General features: G+C 64.0%; 21 protein-coding genes. 12 read left to right on the top strand and 9 right to left on the bottom strand.

Annotated elements, in window-relative coordinates; translation table 11 throughout:
- Window positions 1-88 precede the first annotated feature (88 nt).
- On the top strand, window positions 89-685 hold the full coding sequence (locus AC3WLX_RS16905) for a 5-formyltetrahydrofolate cyclo-ligase (protein ID WP_492336798.1): 597 nt from the start codon (window positions 89-91) through the stop codon (window positions 683-685).
- Complete coding sequence (locus tag AC3WLX_RS16900) at window positions 663-1,487, top strand: TIGR00282 family metallophosphoesterase (protein ID WP_492336797.1); 825 nt, start codon at window positions 663-665, stop codon at window positions 1,485-1,487. The genes AC3WLX_RS16905 and AC3WLX_RS16900 overlap by 23 nt, the downstream gene beginning before the upstream one ends.
- Window positions 1,488-1,596: 109 nt before the next feature.
- On the opposite strand, the gene AC3WLX_RS16895 is transcribed toward AC3WLX_RS16900, so the two are convergent.
- The 4 genes from AC3WLX_RS16895 to AC3WLX_RS16880 all read right to left on the bottom strand — a co-directional run bounded on the left by AC3WLX_RS16895 (window position 1,597) and on the right by AC3WLX_RS16880 (window position 5,536).
- On the bottom strand, window positions 1,597-2,703 hold the full coding sequence (locus AC3WLX_RS16895; RefSeq protein ID WP_492336796.1) for a SphA family protein: 1,107 nt from the start codon (window positions 2,701-2,703) through the stop codon (window positions 1,597-1,599).
- A 130-nt stretch (window positions 2,704-2,833) separates the two neighbouring features.
- A complete protein-coding gene (locus AC3WLX_RS16890) occupies window positions 2,834-4,264 on the bottom strand; it encodes a DUF1254 domain-containing protein (protein ID WP_492336795.1) in 1,431 nt (476 codons plus the stop codon).
- An 81-nt stretch (window positions 4,265-4,345) separates the two neighbouring features.
- Window positions 4,346-4,996 carry a hypothetical protein gene (locus AC3WLX_RS16885; protein WP_492337311.1) on the bottom strand — a complete coding sequence of 217 codons (651 nt, stop codon included), beginning with the start codon at window positions 4,994-4,996 and terminating at the stop codon, window positions 4,346-4,348.
- Between the two features lie 156 nt (window positions 4,997-5,152).
- Window positions 5,153-5,536 carry a helix-turn-helix domain-containing protein gene (locus AC3WLX_RS16880; RefSeq protein ID WP_492336794.1) on the bottom strand — a complete coding sequence of 128 codons (384 nt, stop codon included), beginning with the start codon at window positions 5,534-5,536 and terminating at the stop codon, window positions 5,153-5,155.
- Between the two features lie 298 nt (window positions 5,537-5,834).
- Here AC3WLX_RS16880 and AC3WLX_RS16875 point away from each other — a divergent pair, with 298 nt between their 5' ends.
- On the top strand, window positions 5,835-6,836 hold the full coding sequence (locus AC3WLX_RS16875) for a helix-turn-helix transcriptional regulator (RefSeq protein WP_492336793.1): 1,002 nt from the start codon (window positions 5,835-5,837) through the stop codon (window positions 6,834-6,836).
- Window positions 6,837-7,130: 294 nt separating this feature from the next.
- Here the strand turns inward: AC3WLX_RS16875 and AC3WLX_RS16870 are convergent, their stop codons facing one another.
- The 3 genes from AC3WLX_RS16870 to AC3WLX_RS16860 all read right to left on the bottom strand — a co-directional run bounded on the left by AC3WLX_RS16870 (window position 7,131) and on the right by AC3WLX_RS16860 (window position 11,824).
- Window positions 7,131-8,267, bottom strand: a complete 1,137-nt coding sequence (locus AC3WLX_RS16870; RefSeq protein ID WP_492336792.1) for a DSD1 family PLP-dependent enzyme — start codon at window positions 8,265-8,267, stop codon at window positions 7,131-7,133.
- A gap of 276 nt (window positions 8,268-8,543) precedes the next feature.
- On the bottom strand, window positions 8,544-9,968 hold the full coding sequence (locus AC3WLX_RS16865; RefSeq protein WP_492336791.1) for a methyl-accepting chemotaxis protein: 1,425 nt from the start codon (window positions 9,966-9,968) through the stop codon (window positions 8,544-8,546).
- Window positions 9,969-10,075: 107 nt separating this feature from the next.
- Window positions 10,076-11,824, bottom strand: coding sequence for a methyl-accepting chemotaxis protein (locus AC3WLX_RS16860; protein WP_492336790.1), 1,749 nt, complete (start codon window positions 11,822-11,824; stop codon window positions 10,076-10,078).
- A 211-nt stretch (window positions 11,825-12,035) separates the two neighbouring features.
- Here AC3WLX_RS16860 and AC3WLX_RS16855 point away from each other — a divergent pair, with 211 nt between their 5' ends.
- The 8 genes from AC3WLX_RS16855 to AC3WLX_RS16820 all read left to right on the top strand — a co-directional run bounded on the left by AC3WLX_RS16855 (window position 12,036) and on the right by AC3WLX_RS16820 (window position 18,403).
- Window positions 12,036-12,782: a YebC/PmpR family DNA-binding transcriptional regulator gene (locus tag AC3WLX_RS16855; RefSeq protein ID WP_492336789.1), complete on the top strand. Its 747-nt coding sequence runs from the start codon at window positions 12,036-12,038 to the stop codon at window positions 12,780-12,782.
- A 220-nt stretch (window positions 12,783-13,002) separates the two neighbouring features.
- The gene (gene ruvC / locus AC3WLX_RS16850) at window positions 13,003-13,530 is read left to right on the top strand and encodes a crossover junction endodeoxyribonuclease RuvC (protein WP_194389887.1); all 528 of its coding nucleotides are present in this window, start codon (window positions 13,003-13,005) and stop codon (window positions 13,528-13,530) included.
- Window positions 13,531-13,672: 142 nt separating this feature from the next.
- Complete coding sequence (ruvA, locus tag AC3WLX_RS16845) at window positions 13,673-14,290, top strand: Holliday junction branch migration protein RuvA (protein ID WP_492336788.1); 618 nt, start codon at window positions 13,673-13,675, stop codon at window positions 14,288-14,290.
- Window positions 14,291-14,310: 20 nt separating this feature from the next.
- Window positions 14,311-15,345 (top strand): Holliday junction branch migration DNA helicase RuvB, encoded by a 1,035-nt coding sequence (gene ruvB, locus AC3WLX_RS16840; protein ID WP_492337310.1) that lies wholly within the window; start codon window positions 14,311-14,313, stop codon window positions 15,343-15,345.
- A gap of 99 nt (window positions 15,346-15,444) precedes the next feature.
- Window positions 15,445-16,314: a DUF6869 domain-containing protein gene (locus AC3WLX_RS16835; RefSeq protein ID WP_492336787.1), complete on the top strand. Its 870-nt coding sequence runs from the start codon at window positions 15,445-15,447 to the stop codon at window positions 16,312-16,314.
- 105 nt (window positions 16,315-16,419) lie between these two features.
- Window positions 16,420-17,340, top strand: a complete 921-nt coding sequence (locus AC3WLX_RS16830) for a metallophosphoesterase (protein WP_492336786.1) — start codon at window positions 16,420-16,422, stop codon at window positions 17,338-17,340.
- Between the two features lie 67 nt (window positions 17,341-17,407).
- Window positions 17,408-17,857, top strand: coding sequence for a tol-pal system-associated acyl-CoA thioesterase (ybgC, locus tag AC3WLX_RS16825; protein WP_492336785.1), 450 nt, complete (start codon window positions 17,408-17,410; stop codon window positions 17,855-17,857).
- Window positions 17,858-17,935: 78 nt separating this feature from the next.
- Complete coding sequence (locus AC3WLX_RS16820; RefSeq protein ID WP_492336784.1) at window positions 17,936-18,403, top strand: nuclear transport factor 2 family protein; 468 nt, start codon at window positions 17,936-17,938, stop codon at window positions 18,401-18,403.
- Window positions 18,404-18,524: 121 nt separating this feature from the next.
- Here the strand turns inward: AC3WLX_RS16820 and AC3WLX_RS16815 are convergent, their stop codons facing one another.
- Both AC3WLX_RS16815 and AC3WLX_RS16810 read right to left on the bottom strand, forming a co-directional pair.
- Window positions 18,525-19,244: a type 1 glutamine amidotransferase gene (locus AC3WLX_RS16815; protein WP_492336783.1), complete on the bottom strand. Its 720-nt coding sequence runs from the start codon at window positions 19,242-19,244 to the stop codon at window positions 18,525-18,527.
- Window positions 19,245-19,293: 49 nt separating this feature from the next.
- On the bottom strand, window positions 19,294-20,220 hold the full coding sequence (locus tag AC3WLX_RS16810) for a LysR substrate-binding domain-containing protein (protein ID WP_492336782.1): 927 nt from the start codon (window positions 20,218-20,220) through the stop codon (window positions 19,294-19,296).
- Window positions 20,221-20,491: 271 nt separating this feature from the next.
- Between AC3WLX_RS16810 and AC3WLX_RS16805 the strand changes: the two genes are divergently transcribed.
- On the top strand, window positions 20,492-21,526 hold the full coding sequence (locus tag AC3WLX_RS16805; RefSeq protein WP_492336781.1) for an ABC transporter substrate-binding protein: 1,035 nt from the start codon (window positions 20,492-20,494) through the stop codon (window positions 21,524-21,526).
- The last annotated feature ends 10 nt before the right edge of the window (window positions 21,527-21,536 follow it).

Below are 21,536 nucleotides of genomic sequence, written 5' to 3'. Positions count from 1 at the left end.
CTTGCACTGGCGTCTCTGGAATACTGGATCACCCGCATTCGCTGGGTGATGGCGGCGGAGCAAGCCTCCGCCTTCGGAGCAACCGCGCATGACCAACACCAAAGCCGAACTCCGTGCCAAGGCGCTCGCCAAGCGCGACGCGCTCAGCGAGAAAAAGCGCAGCGCCGCCGCCGCAAAGCTCGCCAAGCGCGGGCTGCCGTTCGAGCTGCTGCCCGGCAGCATCGTCTCCGGCTATTCGCCGATCCGCAGCGAGATCGATCCGATGCCGCTGCTCGCGAGGCTCGCGGAGGTGGGGGCCAGGCTCGCGCTGCCTTGCATCACCGCGCGCGGCCAGTCGCTGATCTTCCGTCTCTTCCATCCGAACGATCGTCTCATGCTCGGTCCGCTCGGCATTCCCGAGCCGTCGCCCGCTGCCGCCGAAGTCATCCCCGACATCATGCTGACGCCGCTCGCCGCCTTCGACCGTCTCGGCCATCGCATCGGTTATGGCGCCGGACATTACGATTTCACCTTCGCGCATTTGCGCAAGACCAAGCAGATCGTCGGCGTCGGGCTCGCTTTCGCGGTGCAGGAGATCGAGGCGGTTCCGGCACTAGCCCACGACGTGCCACTGGATTTTGTGCTAACGGAATCGGACGTGTTCGATTTCCGGAGTTCTGAAGTTGCGCATTCTGTTCGTGGGTGATGTGGTCGGCCGTAGCGGGCGCGAGGCGATCGCCGAATATCTGCCCGGCCTGGTCAAGGACTGGTCGCTCGATCTCGTCGTGGTCAACGGCGAGAATTCCGCAGGCGGCTTCGGCATCACGGAAGCGATCTACCAGGAGTTTCTCGAGGCCGGCGCCGACGCGGTGACGCTCGGCAACCATTCCTGGGACCAACGCGAGGCGCTGGTGTTCATCGAGCGCGCCGATCGCCTCGTGCGCCCCGCGAACTATCCCCGCGGCACGCCCGGCCCCGGTGCCGCCCTGGTCGAGACCAAGAACGGCAAGCACGCGCTCGTCGTCAACGCTTTGGGCCGCGTCTTCATGACCCCGTTCGACGATCCCTTCGCCGCGCTGGAGCGCGAACTCGGGGCCTGCCCGCTCGGCGTCGCCGCCGATGCCATCGTCGTCGATGTCCATTGCGAGGCGTCGAGCGAGAAGCAGGGCCTCGGCTTCTTCTGCGACGGCCGCGCCAGCCTCGTCGTCGGCACCCACACCCACGTGCCGACCGCCGATCACCAGATCCTGTCAGGCGGCACCGCCTACATGACCGACGCCGGCATGACAGGCGACTACGATTCCATCATCGGCATGCAGAAGGAAGAACCGCTGCGGAGGTTCACGTCAGGCATTCCGTCGGGGCGCTTCGAGCCGGCGGCGGGCGCGGCAACGCTCAGCGGCGTCGCGGTGGAGACGGACGATGCGACGGGACTCGCGCTCCGCATCGCACCGGTGCGGATGGGCGGAAGGCTGGAGCCGGCGACGCCGAAATTCTGGTTGAGCTGAAGTGCGAAGCCAAATCACCCGGTGTTGCCCCGGAAGCTCAGTTCGATATGTTCACGTGAGATGTCGGGCCTATGGTTTGTCGGCGAAGATCGGCTAAGCGGCCACGCTGCTATTTTGTGATCCGCCGGGTTGATGCGACAGTTCTAGTCGGCGCTATCGGCGACATTGAGAACGTCAGCCAAGTGTTCCAGCCGGCCGGCCGATTCTCCGCAGCGAACTCGCCATATCCCTTCAGATTCAAATACCCCTGCATATCGCCTACCGGAAATAGAAAGCCAATCTGCGGACCTACTGCGAAGACTCGGGACCGAAAGCCGCCTAGAGCGGGATGCTGGCCGAAGTCATCAGTTATCTGCTGATAGGCATAACCCACGAGTCCGACCAAAGTTTGCTTCGACAGAAACTGCGAGACTCCCCAGTCAACGTGAAGGTCGATGCCGTTCTGGTATTGCGTATCCAGGTTCTTGAAATTGTAGGTGAGGCCCGCCACCACCGAAAACTCGCGGCCTGTTTGCGGATTGAAGTAGGTGTAGCCGGCGCCGCCGTCGATGGCGCCATGCCCGATGCCGAGATTGGCGAGACGGGACGAACTGTAAGCGCCGATGGGAACATCTCCAGTTACGTAAGTCATAAAGTTATGGACGCCTGCATTCCACTTGAGCGTCGCCTGCGGGTAGATATCCCCGACTGACGTGATCGAGTCGCCGAAGCTGCCCGTGCGCGTCACGGCCAGGGGGCCGACAGTTGCGGTGAGCGTTCCTGCGAGATCAGCGCTCGATCGTCCGAACAGTCCTGTCACTCCGATGGCCAGTTGCCCGCCCAGCACGGGGGTTGCGAATGTGTATGTAGGATTGAGCAGGACGAGATCTCCCCGCCCATTTAGTCGCAAGTTCAGATCAACGTTTACTGTTGCGGGAATTCTGCCGACGTGAATTTCCCTTGCGGCAGCCGCGGTGCCGAATGCACTTACGCTGGTGTGGTAGTAGACCGCTGCCATTGACCAGCCGGGGGCTTGAGGGGTGGCGGCAAGGCTGCTGAAGCGGCCAGGAAGCCAATAGGAAACGCCACCTTCGTCGGCGTAAGCGGTGGCAGCAGGCACCGACAGCGTCACGACTGCCGAGGCAATGGCTGCATTCCTGAACGCAGAAGAGAGAGACGGCTTTGTCGCGCTCCGTCCAACGCGCTGTTTTCCTTTTCCGAGGTCAAGTGCCGACATCATGGCCTCCTGCGTCGCGAATACCGTGTCATTCGCCCCAGAACCCCCAAAGCGAGTACAGCGTGCTGTGGGGATCTGCGAGCGACCTAGCAATCATGCCGGCGCTTGCGCGCCGGCGTGATTGCCTGCTCTAGGCTCCGACTTTTCTGGCGGCCGGGACCGTCCATGTGCCGTTGAGGATCGAGGGGTCCGTCTCCTGGGGCCAGTACATACGCAACATGAGGATGAAATCTCCTTCAGGCGCTGGTAGCCAGTTCGACTCCTTCTCTTTGCCAGGAGAGTCCTTCTGGATGTACAGATCAGTTGATCCGTCCGGATTCTCCTTCAAGTCTTCTCGAGCGCTGACGGAGTACCTGTTGAGCGGGTTCTTCACGAAGAAATAGTTGCTGTCGTACATCGTAAGCGACCAGAATCCCTCCGCTGGGGGCAAGTGACCTTTCGGAAATCGCATCACGTACTTGTTCGCGCCGCTGTACTTGTGACCGTCGGCGTCTTTTTGCGAGGTCGGATAGACAGCATCCTGCGGCCGGTTGGCACCAAGTCCGATAGCGGTTACCAAAGCCCGCATCAAATAGTCGGTGCCGTAGATGCCGGTCTTGGTCGTGAACGCGAACCCATTCTCGTCTTTGATGGCCTTGTTGATTTTGAACTGAAGCATGATCCGGTCGAACGACACCTCCGGCAGGCGTCTCAGGAAGTCTGCCTTCAGCTTACTCTCATCAAAATCCTGCCCTGGGACGATGCCGATGCGGGCAAACTTCGCAAGTTGAGGCGCGTCCGCGGCGTAGGGCGGATTAGTCTTCATGAGCTCGCAAAGCAGCTTGAAATATGACACCGCGTCCATGCGATTGACCTGCTCGCGGACCGCCGTCTTCATATCGATCGTTGGATCCACCTTCCCGGGGGCGGGCGTGTAGGCTTTGCCATAAGCGCTGAGCGGAACGAGCTTGCATTCGTCTTGCAGTTTGTGCACCGCGGCGTAATCATCCGGCGTGCCGGTGCAATAGATGCGCCCGAGCAGCCACACGATATTGGTGGCCGATTTGTACTCCTTGACACCCGCCGGCAGCGTGCCCTTCCAACCCGGCCCCGTGATCGCGTAGGTCTGCGCCCCGGTGCCGGTGGTGCGCTTGCCCGGCACGTGAAACACGGTGGTCCAGCCGTCCAGCATCGGCATCAGGAAATAGCGGCCCTTCATCTCCGGAATGCTGAGTATCCACGGCTCCTTTCCGACGTCGAAGAAGGATGTCGTGTACAAGGTGTCGGCATTCGGCGCCGTCACATCCCTGAAGGAGGCATCGGGATACTGGCGCAGCTTGATGATGTGTCCCATCGGACCGCGCGTGCCGACGGGCTCGGCGACATTCGTGATGATCCGCCGGGTCATCTCCATCGTCACCAGCGGGTAGCCAAAGATGTAGGCGTCGCTGGCCAGCCAGAAATCCTCCAGGCCTTGTCCCACTCCGAAAAATGAATCCTGGGCAAGAGCCGGTCGTGTGGCGGCGGCTCCCGCGAGCAGCCCCATTCCGCCAAATGCAAGGGATCGACGGGTGATGTTCATCGCTAATCTCCTTCCTATAGAAAACCAGTCAAGTGGATTCGCAGTTCACGCCTTTGTAACGGAGCCACTCGGGCGAACGGCTCAATAGCAGGGCGGATAGGGGTAGTAGCCGCAGCGCGGTGAGTAATAGGGATACGCCGCAGCCCCGGCCACAGCAGCGGCTCCTGCCACGGCAGCGCCGCGGTAGAACGCTCCGCGCCAGGCGGTGCGGCGAGCGACGCCGGCGAAAGACAACGGCGTCAACGGACGGCCAATGATGTCGATAAAGACAGATGCCGGCCCGTCCGCCCCGGCGAGATCACCTTCGAGGATATCGACGTCGAAGGTCAGCTTATCACCTTCAAGCTTGGGGGATTTCAACACGACGACAGCATCCAACACCGACGATCCGTCTTTCTTGAATCCTGACACCGTGGCGTTGGGCGGGTCCTTAGCGAAGTTGTCGCTGCCATTGCCCCAGTCCTCGACAATCCGGGAGGTCAGATCATGCCCGGCGGCACGAACCGGCCGGTCGGCAAACACGATCGCATTCGGAGAAATCGCACTCAGCACCAGCTTACCCTCTTTCAGGCTCACGCCGCGCGAGTTGAGGACGAAAAGCGATGGGACCACTTCCGGCTTGGCCTGGCCGATTGATTTCTCAAGCGGAATGTGCGGCTTGGGTTCGGCCGGAGATTGAGCAAGAAGCTTGTGCGGAATTGCCACTAAACCAACGGCGCAGACCGCGATCAAGGCAAGGCGGATTGTCATGATGGTCTCTCCTTTGCAGGCTGGCTGTTTTTCCTCGAGCAGCACGCCTGGGAAGCGATAAATGCGTCGCTAGTGCCGGCGGCATCTCTGCATTTCGCGCCAGATCACGCGGCGCGTCTTGCCATTTCGCGCCAATCGTCAGGAATCATTCAGCGGGTTGGTGGGGCGAGAACGCGGGCGGACGAGCGACCGATCATGCCTGCGGCCACGTTGCTGCCGCCGATAAACGATCGGTTGAATTTTCATCAAACGCACGAAAGCGCGGCTGAAGCTGCTCGCGTTCTTGTATCCAAGAGATTCTGCAACATCCGACAAGCGCTTACTCGTATCCGCCAGCAGACGGCAGGCAATCTCAAGTCGGACTTCGTCGAGCATCTTGCTGTGGCTCGTGCCCATGCGTTCGAGATGACGCTGCAATGTGCGCCCGCTAATTCTGAGCGCATGCGCTGTGCTATTGAGGGTTGCGTCACCGTGCCGCAGCGATGCAACGATGGCGGTGCGGACCGCCGTGGATGAAGGCAAGCGGACGGCTCTCATCGTTTGACGTCAGGCCTGAAGCCTATGCTCCTACAGCGGAAAATCGATTCATAGGATTAGGGAAGCTGAGAGGCGCATCTGGCCATTGGGCGCCAAAATGTTCGTCGAATGGAATGAACTGAGACTGCGATGCTCTGGAGGCATAGCCAGGCGACAAAAAGCACGCAAAGAGCCATGCAGTCCTGATAATCTAAGCGTGTGACAGGCGTCGGCGCTCCCTGTTTAGGGAGTTGTCGTCCTGCGACGCCGCTCGTGCGCTGAATTAAGTGATCGAGACGCACCAATGCCAAAGATTCATTTGACGCGTTGTCAGCACCTCAGTCCATTCACTGACATTTTGGATAATCTCGGTGCGCCAACCGGTTCGTTACTGGAAAAATATCGGTTGCCCGCTTCTCTGCAGGAAAAGGCCGATCATTACGTGCCGATTTTGCCTGCGATCGAATTTGCGGAGTTTGCCAGCCGGTCGCAAGGTATTGAAGATTTCGGATTCCATGCTGCTAAGTCGCTCCATTTCGGGCACCTTAGCGAGAAGACCCGGTATCTAATCAGTCATTCTCCGACTTTGCTCGTTGCGCTGCACGAGGCTTGTAGATTGGCTTCGCTCGAAGATTCGAACTTGAGCAACTGGGTAGAGCGCCACGGCGACCATGTTCGCTACTGCAGCAAGCTGGCCGGCACTGCCGGACTTCAGCATCTCGAGCATTCTCAGTGGCTTCAGAACGTTTTCCCGATTTACATCGTCCGGCAATTCGCCGGACCGGACTGGGCTCCGGCAACTATCGCTTTTGAGGCGCGGTACACGCCGGGTCTGGCATGTCGGTCTTTCTGGCCGACGTCCCAATTCCTGTCTGGTCAAGATGCTTCGTGGATCGACATACCTGCTTCACTCCTGGGCCTTCCTAACAGATCGGATCGAGCTCCTTCACATCCAAAGAGCGATCTTGTCGAACGTTCGAACTTTGACTTCATCCACGCACTTAAGCTGATGCTTCCATCCTACATTGACGAGCGGCCTCCGGCGCTGGCGGAAGTCGCGGAGATGGCGGGGGTCAGCGCACGCAGTCTTCAACGCAAGCTTTCTCGCGCAGGCATGACATATTCGGGGCTGCTGGATACAGTGAGATTTGAGAATGCAAGAAAGCTTTTGCGAGATACGGATTCAAAGATCATCGAGATTGCGTTTGCCTCGGGCTACGGAGATCCCGCCCATTTTTCCCGTGCATTCCGCAGGGTTGCAGGCCTGACGCCCGGGCAATTCCGCGAGCAATGCAGGCCTCGATAGTCGAGATGTCACTCGCTGCATAATGTCCGGGCAGGATCGTTTGCAGACGTTCCCAGCCGGGCAGGCCACGTCTGCTCGTCCCTTGAAAACGGGCAGTCTCCAACTATGAGTGTGCGCCTTGGCCCGCAATTGCGAACGAGGGGCCAGAACCCATGATCCCAAGCGCGTAGTTGCTTCGCAAAGCTCGTCACTCCGCGTTTTCGCCAACCGATGCTGTGGCGTATGGGTCTCGGATCTGCACTTTGCTTGTCCGTGGCGGCGGCGGAGCTCGTCGCGCGCAATCACGTGTCAATCTCAGGTGACCGCGCCCCGCGCCGCGACTGGCCAGAGTGCCTCCACGCGGGCATCCGGCGTGTTGAAGCCGCGCACGCCGACATACCAGTCGTAGAGATTGACGGTCGGGTCGCAATGGCCGGGGATCAGCGTCACCTTGTCGCCAAGCGCGAGCCGCGACGATGCGCTGCCGAAGTCGAGCACGCCATGCTCGTCCGAGGGCCGATGATAGCGCAGGTCGGGCCGGCCAAGCACGACCGGAAATCCGCTGTCGTTCGACAGGGCCTTGTGGCCGGCATCGATGACCGCGCGTTCGCCGGAGGCGGTGCTCATCACGGTCGCGAGCACGAACAGCGCATGCTCGAACGGGTTGGCGTTGCGTGCCCCGTCGGCGAGGTTCTTGGCGTAGTCGGCGTCCATGAAAATATAGGAGCCCGCTTGCAATTCGTTCCAGATGCCACTCGCGCCTTCGATCTCGAACGTCCCCGTGCCCGCGCCTCCGATCGTTCGGCATTGAAGGCCCGCGTCGTTGAGGGCGCGCAGTGTCTCCCTGGTCGCGTTCGCGGCACCGGTGATGGCCGCGCGCCGCTCCTCCGGCGTGCGCAGATGCTGGGCCGAGCCGTGATAGGCCTGCAAGCCGCCGAACGACAGGAAGCGCGACGCCGCCACCTGCCGCGCCAGGGTGGCCGCCGCCGGCCCCGGCCTGACGCCGCAGCGACCGGCGCCGACGTCGATCTCGACCAGGACTTCGATTTGCGATCCTGCCTGCTCCGCGGCGTGCGACAGTTGCTCGACCATGATCGCATCGTCCACGCAAACGCTAATGCGTGCGTGGCGCGCGAGTCCTGCGAGCCGTTCCAGCTTCGGCAGGCCTACCACCTCGTTGCTGACGAGCACGTCACCCACGCCGCCGGCAACCAGGATCTCGGCCTCGGCGACCTTCTGGCAGCACATGCCGACCGCGCCGCGCGCGATCTGCTTGGCCGCAATGATCGGCGATTTGTGGGTCTTCGCATGCGGACGCAAGCGAACGCCGAGCTTGCTTACCGCCGCCGCCATCGTGTCGAGATTGCGCTCGAAGGCGTCGAGGTCGATGATCAGCGCCGGCGTATCGATCTCGGAAAACGGCGCGCCGATTTGGGCGGGTGGACGGGACATCGAAAAACCAGCTTGTTGTGTTCGGGTTCGCGCGAATGCGCGGCGGCGCTTCTACGGTAACGTCGGCCGCTGCACCAGTGCGGGCGGCTTGTGGGGCTCGGCAGGCGGCGGAGAGAACCGTACGCCACACTTCGGAATAATAGCATTCTACCCCTGTTTTGCCCGACGAGTCAAAGCACCGGCGCCTTCCTGCCTAAGCCATTGATTCCGCGCAGCCCGGCTACTGTGCATGGGGTTGTTTTCGAGCTTTTGTTTCAGCGACGCCCTCGCGCCTCGTCAGCCCTGCCGAAAGCCCATCCGGAAGGCGCCCCAGTGCCTGCCGCGGATCATGATCGGCGAGGACAGGTCCTTCATCAGCACGAACTGGCCGCCGCCCATGTCGCGGCGGTAGGTCTGGAGCAGGAACGGCCTGGTGCTGCCGGCGACCTTCTTCACGGTGCGGTCGGTGAACAGGCGGCGGTTGCGGCAATTGGCGTTGTTCCAGACGGGGTCCTTGCCCTGCGGCAGGCGGTAGTTCGGGTTGTGTGTCGGCAGATAGCCGCTCTTCGCCCAGGCGACGCAGTAGACGATGCGCGGATCCGATGTCTGGATCGGATCCTGGATCGGGGGCAGCACGCGGTCGGTGAACTCGACGTAGCCAGTGAGGTGCTGTTTCGGATCGGTGCCGGGAATCTCGCGGTAGGTCTCGTCCATGAGCTGGTCGAGCGTGATCTCGCCGCGGTCGATCGCAGCCTCGAACTCCGTCGAGATCCGCTTCGCGGTGTCGACGACGATCCGGATCAGCGGCGTGTCTGACGTCTCCACGCCGCTGTCGGCGATCAGCGCGATCAGGCCTTCGGAAGCGTCGAGCAGCTTCGCTACCCGCTCGTCGGCGCTTCGGAGATCGCGCGAGGAGAGGTCGACGCCCTTGGCGAGTTCGTTGAGCTCGCTGATCACGGTGTCGCAGTGGCCGAGATTGGAGGTGGCCGCGCGGGCGACGCCGTCGATCTCCGCTTCGACGGAGGCAAAGCCCCGCTGGACGCGCGAGATGATGCCGGAGATCGCTTGCGCGCCTTCGCCGGCGGTCTTGGCGCGCTGCGAGGCATCGCTGCTCTCGCCGATCAGGCCTTCGATTTGGCCGTCGAGATCCCGCACGGTGTCTGAGATCTCGTGCGTGGCCTGGCGGGTGGCTTCGGCGAGGTTCTTCACTTCGCTCGCGACCACGGCGAAGCCGCGGCCGGCATTGCCGGCGCGCGCGGCTTCGATGGTGGCGTTCAGCGCGAGCAGATTGGTCTGTTTGGCGATCGCTTCGATCGAGCCGGAGACCCTCGCCACCTGTGCCAGCGCCGAGCCGACGGCGGACAGGCGCGCCTCGATCCGCTCCACGGCGGCGACGAGCTCGGAGATGTGGCTGACCGCGGTATCGACGGCGCTGCGTGACTGCGCGATCTCGCCGACCGCGGCGGACGTGGTCGTCTGCACCGCTTGCGAGGCGTTGGCGATGTCGTGGTTGGCCGAGACCATCGTCTCGGCCGTCTTCTGGAGGTGGTGGAATCGTTCCGACTGGCTCGCGACGCGGTTCGCGACGTCCTGGACGTTGCCGGCGATGTCGGCGAGCTCGACGCCGAGGCCGCCGATGCGGTCGGCGAGCTGGTCGATCAGCCGTTCGGCGAGCGTCCTGCTCGATGCGGTGTCCAATACTGCAAGCTGTGCGGCGGACATGTCTTGGGCTTCCTCCCGTCAGAGCCGTTCGCCGGCCCCCCGCGGCATTCGCATTCCATTTGCGACTTAGAGGATGATTCGCCGCCGCCGTCTTGCCTGAGCGTGCACTACAGTTTGTAGGCGGTGCGGAATCCGCCCCAGTGCCGGCCCTGCACGCGGATCGGGACGTCGATCTCGCGCATCATCACGGTGTTGCCGTTGCCCATGTCGCGCGCATAGCTCTGGACCAGGTACGAGCGCAGGTTGCGGGCGGCAGCCAGCCCCGCCGGATCGTTGAAGATGCGCCGGTTGCGGCTGTTGGCTGTGTTCCAGGCGACGTCGCCCGGCCGCTGCGGATGCGAATAGATCTTGTTGTGAACCGGCAGGAAGCCGTTGCGGTCGACCATGGCGCAGAACGCCAGGCGTTTGTCCTTGGCCAGGAAGGCTTCCTGGAACGGCGGCAGCGCGCGGTCGGCCCAGTCCAGATACTTCGTGCGATATTGCTGCGGATCGGTTCCGGCAATTTCCACATAGTCCGTGTCGAACAGATCCTCCAGCTTGACCTCGCCGCGCGCGACCGCCTGCTCGAAGATCTTCGTCAGCGCAGTGCCCGCCTCCATGGCGCGGGTGACGGACTCGGTGTTCTCCTCATGGATCGACCAGAGCTTGTCCTCGATCCTTTCGTTGAGCGCGGCGGTGGCACCAACGAATTGCGTACGAGCGCCGGCCTTGGATTGCTCGACCACGCGCAGGCGGCAGGCCCCGATGTCCTCCAGGCTGCCCTCGATCGTCGCCTGTGGTGCAAGCCGGCCGGCATCCGCGCCGCCGATCAGCACGCCGTCCATCGCGATCTCATAGACCGGCATCACGCCGCGCGCGGTCTCGAACTTGAGGTGGCAGGGCAGCCGCTCGGTCTTGCGGCGGTCGTCGTGCTCGCTCTGGCGCAGCAGTACCGCGCAACGCGATTTCAGCTTCCGGGCGAACGTGGTGACGGCCCGGCCGGCATTGGCGACACTCTCGCCATGGGTTTCGGCCGCCTTGGTCGCCGCGTCGATCTCGGCCGCGCTCTCGCCGACCGAGACGATGAACTCCGAGGCGCTGGCGGCATTGCCGGAGACTTCGCTGGTCGTGGCGTTCTGCTCGGCGACCGCGCCGTTGACGGTGTCGAATACCGGGCGGATCGCCTCGATCGCCTGCGAAATGCGATGCACGGCGTCGGCGGAGCCGGCGGCGTCGCGCTGCAGCGCGTCGATCTTCTTCGTGATCTCTTCGGTCGCGCTCTGGGTCTGCACCGCGAGCGCCTTGACCTCGGTGGCGACGACCGCAAAGCCCCTTCCTGCAGCGCCGGCGCGCGCGGCCTCGATGGTCGAGTTGAGCGCGAGCAGCGTGGTCTGCCGCGCGATCTGCGCGATCAGATTGACGACATTGCCGATGGCCGCCGACGACTCGCGCAGGCGGTCGACATTGGCGCGGGCTTCGCGCGCAGCGGCGCTGGCTTCGTCGGCGAGCTTGCCGGCTTCCCGCACTTGCGCCCCGATGCCATGCGCGGACTGGGTGAACTTGTCGGCGGCATGGGCAAAGGTGGAGGCGGTCGATTGCGCCGCGTTGGTCCGGCCGGTCAGGGCGTCGGTGCGGTCGCGGATGGCGGCAAGCGTCGCCGCGGTCGCCTCGGCACCGCCGGCCACCGAATTTGCGGCGCGTTCCAGCTGCCGGATCATGGCGCCGAGTTCGAGTTCCAGCAGTTCCAGGATTTCCCGGGCAGAGTCGCCCTCGGCAGCCGGGGCAGGGGCGGGATCGACCGGTGCCTGCGCAGCCGGGGGGGGTACCACCGGCGCGGCCGTATCCGGCAGACGCTTCCAAAACATTGCGAAGGCCATCAGGTCACTCTTGTCGGGGATCGGATTGAGGCTATTTTCGCAAGTCGGAATGAAGTCAGGGTTAACGGAGCCTCACTTCTGGGCAGGGAGCCCTACGTGGTTACCCTAAAGTATGAGACAGGCCCTTTCATTCCCCGGGGTTGGCAGCCTATAACGCCGCGCTCCCATTCTCGCTGGCGGACGATTCCCTGAGAACACCAAGAGACCACGCATGGCCGGACATTCCCAATTCAAGAACATCATGCACCGCAAGGGGCGGCAGGATGCCCAGAAGTCGAAACTGTTCGGCAAGCTGGCGCGGGAAATCACCGTCGCCGCCAAGCTCGGCACGCCCGACCCCACCATGAACCCGCGCCTGCGCGCCGCCGTGATCGCCGCGCGGCAGGAGAACATGCCGAAGGACAATATCGAGCGCGCCATCAAGAAGGCGCTCGGCAGCGACGGCGAGAATTATGACGAGATCCGCTACGAGGGCTACGGCCCCGGCGGCGTCGCCGTCATCGTCGAGGCGCTGACCGACAACCGCAACCGCGCCGCGTCCGACATCCGTTCCTTCTTCACCAAGTCCGGCGGCAATCTCGGCGAAACCGGCTCGGTCTCCTTCATGTTCGACCGCACGGGCGTCATCGAATACGACCGCAGCGTCGCCTCCGACGATGCCGTGCTGGATGCGGCGATCGAGGCCGGCGCCGACGACGTGGTGTCCGGCGAGAGCGGCCACGAGATCTACGCCTCGACCGAAAGCTATCGCGACGTCGCCAAGGCGCTGGAGGCCAAGTTCGGTGAGCCGCGCAAGGCCGCGCTGATCTGGAAGCCGCAAAACACGGTCGCTGTCGACGACGAGACCGGCGAGAAGCTTCTCAAGCTGATGGATTTGCTCAACGAGCATGACGACGTGCAGCAGGTCTACGCCAATTTCGAGATATCGGACGCGCTGATGGCGAAGATGGGCGGCTGACGCCGGTAGCCCCGCATTCTGCTGTCGTCGCCCGGCTTGACCGGGCGACCCAGTATTCCAGAGACGTCAGAGGGATGCGGACAAGCCGCGGCGTACTGGATACCCCGCATTCGCGGGGTATGACGGCGTGCCTTTGTTGCGAGCAGCGCCCGCCCACTTCCCCTGTTACTTCCGTTCTGTTTCTGTTTCCCTCAGTCCGGCCAGCCGCTATCACTGGCCCATGACTGCTCTCCCGATTCGTGGCCCCGTTCGCATCATCGGCATCGACCCCGGCCTGCGCCGCACCGGCTGGGGTGTGATCGAGGCCGAGGGCAACCGGCTGATCTACGTCGCCTGCGGTTCGGTGGAGCCGCCGGACGATTTGCCGCTGTCGAGCCGCCTGCTCGCGATCCATGAGGGGCTCGCGGCCGTTCTTTCCAACCACCAGCCGATGGAAGCTGCGGTCGAGCAGACCTTCGTCAACAAAGACGGCGTTGCCACGCTGAAACTCGGACAGGCCCGCGGCGTCGCCATGCTGGCGCCCGCAATGTTCGGCATCTCTGTCGCCGAATACGCGCCGAACCAGGTCAAGAAGACGGTGGTCGGCGCCGGTCACGCCGACAAGCAACAGATCGCGATGATGCTGAAGATCCTGCTGCCCAAGGCCGAGCCCCCGTCCGCGGACGCCGCCGATGCGCTCGCCATCGCCATCACCCACGCCCATCATCGCCAGAGCACCGCGCTGCGGCTGAAGGTGGTGGGAATATGATTGATCGTCACGCGTCCTCGCCGTCATGCCCGGGCTTGTCCCGGGCATCTACGTTCTTTCTTGTCGGCGTCGAAGGCGTGGATGGCCGGGTCAAGCCCGGCCATGACGATGGAGAAGTCTCTGCCGCGACTGAGGTCTTGCTATGATCGGCAAGCTCAAGGGCCTGATCGATTCCTACGGCGAGGATTTCGTCATCCTCGACGTCGGCGGGGTCGGCTACCAGGTGCATTGCTCCTCGCGCACCCTGCAGCATCTGCCCTCGCCCGGCGAAGCCGCCGTGCTGTCGATCGAGACCTATGTCCGCGAGGACCAGATAAAACTGTTCGGCTTTCGCACCGATCAGGAGCGCGAATGGTTTCGCCTGCTCCAGACCGTGCAGGGCGTTGGCGCCAAGGTCGCGCTCGCCGTGCTCGGCACGCTCGCGCCGGCCGATCTCGCCAATGCCATTGCGTTGCGCGACAAGGCTGCGGTGGCGCGGACGCCCGGCGTCGGCCCCAAGGTCGCCGAGCGCATCGTCACCGAGTTGAAGGACAAGGCGCCGACCTTTGCTAACGTCGATCCCGCCGTCGTGCATCTCGCCGGCGCCGTCGACGAGCAGCGCGCGCCGCGGCCAGTTGCCGATGCGATCTCCGCGCTGGTCAATCTCGGCTACGGCCAACCGCAAGCCGCCGCCGCGATCGCATCGGCCTCGCGTAGCGCAGGTGAGGGCGCCGAGACGGCGCAGCTCATCCGGCTCGGTCTAAAGGAGCTCGCGAAGTGAGCGATCCCAAGGCCAGCCGCATGGTCTCGCCCGAGCGCCGCAGCGACGACGTCGGCGACACCGCGCTGCGGCCGCAATCGCTGTCCGACTTCGTCGGCCAGGCGCAGGCGCGCAAGAACCTCTCGATCTTCATCGAGGCGGCGCGCAAGCGCGGCGAGGCGCTGGACCATGTGCTGTTCGTCGGTCCCCCCGGCCTCGGCAAGACCACGCTGGCGCAGATCGTGGCGAAGGAGCTCGGCGTCGGCTTCCGCGCCACCTCGGGCCCTGTCATCGCCAAGGCCGGCGATCTCGCAGCGCTCCTCACCAATCTCGAAGAGCGCGACGTCCTCTTCATCGACGAGATCCATCGCCTCAGCCCCGCGGTCGAAGAAGTGCTCTATCCCGCGATGGAGGACTTCCAGCTCGACCTCATCATCGGCGAGGGCCCGGCGGCGCGCTCGGTAAAGATCGAGCTGTCGAAATTCACGCTCGTCGGCGCCACCACGCGCGCGGGCCTTCTCACCAATCCGTTGCGCGACCGCTTCGGCATTCCGGTGCGGCTGAATTTCTACACGATCGAGGAGTTGGAGAGCATCGTCAGCCGCGGTGCGCGCGTGCTCAATGTCGGCATGAGCGCTGATGGCGCCAACGAGATTGCGCGCCGCGCCCGCGGCACGCCGCGCATCGCCGGCCGCCTGCTCCGCCGCGTGCGCGATTTCGCTTCGGCGGCCGACGCCGACAAGATCGACCGCAAGATAGCCGACCACGCGCTGAGCGCGCTCGAAGTCGATGCGGCCGGCCTCGACGCAATGGATAGACGCTATCTCTCGACCATCGCGCTCAACTATGGCGGCGGCCCGGTCGGCGTCGAGACCATGGCCGCGGCCTTGTCGGAGCCGCGCGATGCGATCGAGGACATCATCGAGCCCTATCTGATCCAGTGCGGCTATCTGCAGCGCACTCCGCGCGGCCGGCTGCTGACGTCGCACGCCTTCCGCCATCTCGGCCTCGCCGAACCGAACCGCGATCCGGCCCAGTTCGGCTTGTTCGGTGCCGAGCCGTCCGAGGACGACTGACTGCCGCCAGCGGTGAACCGACCGCTTCGATCCCATCACTAATCCGAACGTGCGGCGAGCAGCATCGCCGTCTACGAATACGGATTGGAGCTGGAAGAAATGGGGCCGACGGACGACACCGGGCTGCTCGAGGTCATCGCCGCCGCGCCGCAACTGCGGACGCCTGATGAGACCGAGGCGTTCCTGGACCCGATGCCGATCAGCGAGCTGGCAGCGATGTGGTGCGTGCTTCAGCGCGTCAGCCGGCGCGACCAGGTCGGCAGTGTCTGGGCCCTGAAGCTTTATTTCGATCATCTGCCGCACCGCCGGCCGCAAGCCGCGCTCGATCTCGTGCTGGAGGTGCTCAGGACCGAGGCCGACAAGCCGACCGTGATGCAGCTCAACGACAAGTTCCTGCTGTCGCTGCTCTACGCGCATGGCGAGGAGGTGATCGGGCGCATCGAACAGGAGGCGGCGCGCAATGATCGGCTGCGTTGGCTGCTCGGCGGCGTGCATGTCGATCCCCACGATCCCTTGATGTCGCGCCTTGCCGCATGCGCCGACAGCAAGGCCTGGCAGGTCGACCATCTGGCCCAGCGCACGCCGCGCGAGCCGCTCGATTGCGCCAACATGTCGACCGCTGCGCTCGCCCGCGCCTGGGTCGAGCAATATTCCAGGTCCGATCGCGATCAGGACGACAACTTCTTCGCGATCATGGATTTCGAGCGCGACCTGCGCGAGGACGATCCCGATGGGATGATCGACCTGATCCTGGAGATTCTGAAGATCGAGGCCAATCCGGTATTGTTGTCGCTGCTGGCCGCCGGTCCCCTCGAAGATGTGATCAGCGCCGGGACGATCGACCGCATCGAGCGCGAGGCGCGTGTCAATGAACGTTTTCGCGATCTGCTCGGCGGCGTCTGGTATTACCGCGCCCCGGACGAATTGAAGACGCGGCTGGATGCGTTGATTGGCGAAAGCCGCTGGTAATGTTTGTGCAGGCCTCTGCACGCAGATGCAGACGGCCTGCACCAGCGCACCCCAATTCCGCTCCAATCGGGCCGCATCAGAAGGCTGTATGAACATCGGGCTTCCATGATCACGCGCCGTCATTTCTTCCGTTCCGTCGGCGGCCTGTCCGCGCTCGGTGTCTCGACCGCAGCCTACGGCGTCGGGGTCGAGCCGATGCTGCGGCTTCGCGTCACCCGTTATCATCCGGTGCCGCGGCAGTGGCCGGCCGATCTTCCGCTGAAGATCGCCGTCATCGCCGACCTCCACGCCTGCGATCCCTGGATGCCGCTGGACCGGGTCGCGGCCATCGTCGACCGTACCAACGCCCTGAACGCCGACCTCATCGTGCTGCTCGGCGATTATGTCGCCGGCCTGCATCAGGTCACGCGCATCATTCCCTGCACCGAATGGGCGCGCGTGCTGGCCGGCCTCAAGGCGCCGCTCGGGGTCCATGCCGTCATGGGCAATCACGATTATTGGGATGACAGGACGGTGCAGCGGGCCGGGCAGGGCGTGACCGTCGCGCACCGCGCGATGGAAACGGCCGGCATCCCCGTCTACGAGAACGATGCCGTGCGCCTCACCAAGGACGGCCGTCCGTTCTGGCTCGCCGGACTTGGCGATCAGCTCGCCTTCCTTCCGGCACGCCGGTTTCGCAGTATGACGCGCTTCGGTGCCGACGATCTCGACGCGACACTTGCCAAGGTCACGGACGATGCGCCCATCATCCTGCTCGCCCATGAGCCCAACATCGCGCCGCGCGTGCCGGCGCGTGTGGCGCTGCAACTGTCCGGCCACACCCATGGCGGCCAGGTCCGCCTGCTCGGCTGGTCGCCCGCGGTGCCGCCGCAGCATGGCATCCGCCTCGCCTATGGTCACGTCAGGCTGAAATGCGACGTCATCATCTCCGGCGGCCTCGGCTGCAGCATCATGCCGCTCCGCGTCGGCGTGCCGCCGGAGATCGTCGAGGTGACGCTGGGGCGGGCCGCGCCGGTTGTGTCCTGACTGGCTTGCGCGGACCGCGGTTTTTGCGCAAAACGGAGCCACAGCGACAAGCGAAGAGGCTCGTGACGTGACTGCCCATCTCGACGGCGAGATCCGCGACGGCCGCCACCACATGCAGGTCCGCGTCTACTACGAGGACACCGATTTTTCGGGGATCGTCTATCACGCCAACTACCTGCGCTACATGGAGCGCGGCCGCACCAATCATCTCCGGCTGATGGGCGCCGAACAGCAGGCGCTGTTCGAGCAGACCGAGACGGAGGGCACAGGCTTCGCCTTCGTGGTGCGCTCGATGCATCTGGATTTCCTCAAGCCCGCGCGGATGGACGACGTGCTCGACATCGTGACCTGGCCGGTCGCGGTGAAGGGGGCGTCCATCATGCTGGCGCAGGAGGTGAGGCGCGGCGACGACGTGCTGGTGAAGGCCGAGGTCCGCGTTGCCTTTATTAGCGGCGGCCGGGCCCAGCCGATTCCGAAGTCGATCCGCGCGCTGATGAAGGCCGATCTGAATTCGTGATCGCTCGATAGAGGTTGGGCTATCGACTTTGCCGATTGCGGCGATACATTCCCGGTCCGATCAACCGATGAGGCCACCATGTCGCGCCCGCCGCTTCCACCCTTCACCCGCGAGACTGCCGCGCAAAAAGCCCGCATGGCCGAGGACGCCTGGAATTCGCGCGATCCGGTGCGCGTGTCGCTCGCCTACACCGAGGACAGCCGCTGGCGCAATCGTTCGGAGGTGTTTCAGGGGCGCGAAGCCATCGTCGCCTTCCTCACCCGCAAATGGGAAAAGGAGCAGGATTATCGCCTGATCAAGGACCTCTGGGCCTTCGACGGCAACCGCATCGCCGTGCGCTTCCAGTACGAATGGCATGATGGAAGTGGCCAATGGTATCGCTCCTACGGCAACGAGCAGTGGGAGTTCGACGAGCACGGCCTGATGAAGCGGCGGGAGGCGTCGATCAACGACGTTGCGATCACTGAGAAGGATCGGCGGTTTCACTGGCCTGCGCCCGGGCCAAGGCCGGCCGATGTGCCGGGGCTAGGAACGGATCCGTTCTGAGCCGCGCAAGCAACTGGTCGATCCTCATGGTGAGGAGCCGCGCAGCGGCGTCTCGAACCATGCAGGCCCCGCTGCTGCATCCGGGCCTTCATCCTTCGAGACGCCCGCCTTTGGCGGGCCCTCAGGATGAGGAGATAAATCCGCGCGCCAAGAACCGCGTGATCGCGCCGCCGAGCTTCGCGCTGTCCAGCGGCTGCGCGAGAGACTGCCTCGCCGTGGCAACGACCTCCTCCGGCGCTTTCCCTTCGCGCAGCTCGCAGCACACTCGCGCGAACTCCACGTCAAACTCCGGATGCGGCTGGACGGTCAGCGTCGTGCCATTGGCGTAGAGCAGGCCGGCATGCGGGGTGAAGTCGGACGAGAGGATCGTCAGCGCGTCGCTTGGCGGCTCGATCACCTGGTCCTGATGCGAGGCGGCAACCGCAACCGCTTCGCCGTCAATCACGCCGTTCTCCGGCAGCACTTGATAGACATGCCGGCCGATGCCCCAGCCGTGCTCCGATTTGCGGACCGTGCCGCCGAGTGCCTGCGCGATCAGCTGGTGGCCGAAGCAGACGCCGACCATCGGCGTCTTGCTGGCGTAAGCCTTGCGGACAAAATCCTCCAGCGGCGCGATCCAGTCGAGCCCGTCATAGACGCCCGCCGCGGCGCCGGTGATCAGCACCGCTTGGAGCTTGCCGGGATGGGGAAGCGCGTCACCGTTGGGGATGCTGACGACGTCGACCGTAGCTGTGGGGTCCTCGGTGCGGATCATGCGCGCGAACATGTGCGGAAATGAGCCATGGCGCTCACGATGCTCTTCAGGAACGAGCCCCGTCTCAATGATCGTGATGCGTGCCATGTGTTACCCGCGGAGGCGATAGAGTACCGCGGGACCATAGCAGACCAGGTCAACCGGGCGCAAAATCCCGTGCAGGCTCGTCCTCGAACTCCACCAGCGCCTTGCCCATCGTCTCGACCAGGTCCAGCGCCACCGGCGAGGGGCTGCGCTGCGCCGGAAAGACCGCGGAGAATTCGAAGTCGATGCGCGGCAGGAAGCGCCGCACGACGACGCCACGCGTTGCAAATTCCTGCGCGGTGAAGGGATCGCAGATCGAAACGCCTAGCCCCGACGACACCATGCCGCACATGATCTCCGACAGCGTGGTCTCGACCCTGAGCACGCGGCGGACATCGTGGCGATGAAAGACCTGGTCGACGAGATGCCGGCTCGACGAACCCGCCGATAGCGAGATAAAGGTCTCGCCCTCGAAATCGCGCGGCTCCAGCACCTCTTTCTCGGCCAGATGATGACCGGTCGGCAGCACCGCGACGCGTGCCAAGGCGGGCAGCCGCTGGCTCGGCAGGCCGGAATGCGCGATCGGCACCTCGGCAAAGCCGATGTCGCATTGGTTGTTCAGCACCCAGTCGACCACGATCGGCGAGATCACGCCGAAGAAGGCAAGGTTGAGATTGGGACGCTCCATCAGGAAGTGTCCGGCAAGGCGCGGCAGATAGCCGTTTGCCAGCGCCGGCAGCGCGGCGATGCGCAACGAGCCGGTGCGGCGGCCGCGGATCTCCTCGGCCGCCGCGGTGATGCGCTCGAGGCCGACGAAGGAGCGCTCGACCTCGGTGTAGAGCGCCATCGCCGCCGCGGTCGGCACCAGGCCGGTGCCGCGCCGCTCGAACAGCTCCATCTTGAGCAGCGCCTGGAAGTCGCGCAGCAGCCGGCTGACCGCGGGTTGCGTCACCGCCATCAGCTTCGCCGCCTCGGTGACGCTGCCGGTCAGCATCGTCGCTCGGAAGGCCTCCACCTGCCGCGAATTGATCCGCGCCATCCCATGATCCAATCATAACATTTTAGCATGCAGAGGGTGCCATTATTCATTGGACGATGGAAGTATAGGTTGCGATCTTTTTCATCAGAGCTGGAGACAGCCCGCTTTTTCGGCAGATTGGAGGGCTTCGAACCTCCAGACCGCGCCAGAATCGCCGAACGGGCGCCGGAGCCCTGGTCGGAGAGGGTTTGCGCGGAAGGAAATGCGGCAGGCGCTTCGGCCGGAGACTTGTCGGCACGTCACCTCATTCCGGTATTGGAGATCAGTCCATATGAAGACTCTTCGCCTTCTGACCGCGGTCAGCATCGCAGCGCTCATTGCCGCCCCCTCGGTCGCCTCGGCCCAGCAGAAAACGCTTTATGTCGCCGGCTATGGCGGCTCGTTCGAGAAGACGATCCGCGACGAGGTGATCCCGGCCTTCGAGAAGGCAAACGGTGTCAAGGTCGAGTATGTCGCCGGCAACTCCACCGACACGCTGGCAAAGCTTCAGGCGCAGAAAGGCAACCAGCAGATCGACGTTGCTATCGTCGACGACGGCCCGATGTACCAGGCGATCCAGCTCGGCTTCTGCGGCAAGCTCGACGGCTTGCCCGCCGATCTCTACGACACTGCGCGCTTTAAGGACGATCGCGCCGTCGCGATCGGCATCGTCGCCACCGGCCTGATGTACAACACCAAGGTGTTCAAGGAGAAAGGCTGGGCGCCGCCGACCTCGTGGAACGACCTGAAGGATCCGAAATACGCCAAGCAGCTCGTGATCCCGCCGATCAACAACACCTACGGTCTCGAGGCTTTGGTGATGCTCTCGAAGATGAACGGCGGCGGCGAGACCAACGTCGATTCCGGCTTCAAGATCTTCAAGGAGCAGATCAATCCGAACGTGCTCGCCTATGAGCCGTCGCCGGGCAAGATGACCGAGCTGTTCCAGTCCGGCCAGGCCGTGATCGCGGTGTGGGGCACGGGCCGCGTGCAGAGCTTTGCCAACACCGGCTTTCCCGTCGACTTCGTCTATCCCAAGGAAGGCGCGGCGACCCTGCTAACCACGGCGTGTCCGATCAACAAGCCCAACGCTTCGCCGCTCGCTGCGAGCTTCGTCAAGATGCTGCTCGATCCGAAGATCCAGCTCGTGCTGCTGAAGGATTACGGCTACGGCCCGGTGCTGAAATCGCTGGTGATCCCGCCCGAGCTGGGCAAGATGGCGCCGATCGGCGAGCGCGCCGCCAAGCTCTACAATCCGGATTGGACCGTCATCAACGAGAAGCGCGAGGAGTGGACCAAGCGCTGGAACCGCGAGGTCGAGCGCTGATCGTCGCGGC

The organism is Bradyrhizobium sp. FW305-F6 (genome assembly GCF_058782905.1).
Note: the sequence above shows the minus strand (reverse complement) of the source record. Positions and strands in the feature narration are given on the sequence as shown.